The organism is Herbiconiux sp. 320_LB (genome assembly GCF_059691755.1).
Genome location: NZ_JCAWAD010000009.1, coordinates 1 through 1272, shown reverse-complemented (window position 1 = coordinate 1272; position 1272 = coordinate 1). Strand labels below are relative to the sequence as shown.

At 53.5% G+C, this 1272-nt stretch carries 1 rRNA gene (only partly in view); it reads left to right on the top strand.

From position 1 onward, the window contains the following. Positions 1 to 1181, top strand: a 23S ribosomal RNA gene (locus AC59HU_RS17265); it begins 2036 nt to the left of the window's first position. The last annotated feature ends 91 nt before the right edge of the window (positions 1182 to 1272 follow it).

Sequence of the window (1272 nt, the reverse complement as noted above, 5' to 3'; positions counted from 1 at the left end):
AGGATTTACTCCTGGAGCGTTTGACGGCCGCAGAGACCAGTGGGAAGCGACTGTTTACTAAAAACACAGGTCCGTGCCAAGTCGCAAGACGATGTATACGGACTGACGCCTGCCCGGTGCTGGAAGGTTAAGAGGAACGGTTAGCCGCAAGGCGAAGCTGAGAATTTAAGCCCCAGTAAACGGCGGTGGTAACTATAACCATCCTAAGGTAGCGAAATTCCTTGTCGGGTAAGTTCCGACCTGCACGAATGGCGTAACGACTTCCCAGCTGTCTCAACCGCGAACTCGGCGAAATTGCACTACGAGTAAAGATGCTCGTTACGCGCAGCAGGACGGAAAGACCCCGTGACCTTTACTACAGCTTGGTATTGGTGTTCGGTGTGGCTTGTGTAGGATAGGTGGGAGACTGTGAAGCTTGGACGCTAGTTCAGGTGGAGTCATTGTTGAAATACCACTCTGGTCACTCTGGATATCTAACTACGGACCCTGATCGGGTCCTGGGACAGTGCCTGGTGGGTAGTTTAACTGGGGCGGTTGCCTCCTAAAAAGTAACGGAGGCGCCCAAAGGTTCCCTCAATCTGGTTGGCAATCAGATGGCGAGTGTAAGTGCACAAGGGAGCTTGACTGTGAGACTGACAAGTCGAGCAGGGACGAAAGTCGGGACTAGTGATCCGGCAGTGGCTTGTGGAAGCGCTGTCGCTCAACGGATAAAAGGTACCTCGGGGATAACAGGCTGATCTTGCCCAAGAGTCCATATCGACGGCATGGTTTGGCACCTCGATGTCGGCTCGTCGCATCCTGGGGCTGGAGTAGGTCCCAAGGGTTGGGCTGTTCGCCCATTAAAGCGGTACGCGAGCTGGGTTTAGAACGTCGTGAGACAGTTCGGTCCCTATCCGCTGCGCGCGTAGGAAATTTGAAAGGATCTGACCCTAGTACGAGAGGACCGGGTTGGACGAACCTCTGGTGTGTCAGTTGTTCCGCCAGGAGCACCGCTGATTAGCTACGTTCGGGATGGATAACCGCTGAAAGCATCTAAGCGGGAAGCCGGCCTTGAGATGAGATTTCCATACCTTCGGGTGAGAGGCTCCCAGCTAGACTACTGGGTTGATAGGCAGGATGTGGAAGCGAGGACTAAAGACTCGTGGAGCTGACCTGTACTAATAAGCCGATAACTTGATAATCACCACTCACATGCATGTTGTAAGGCTGGCATGTGGGGACATGAAATGCTTGCGTCCACTATGTGGTTCTCGATGTACGGTCGAGAACCAA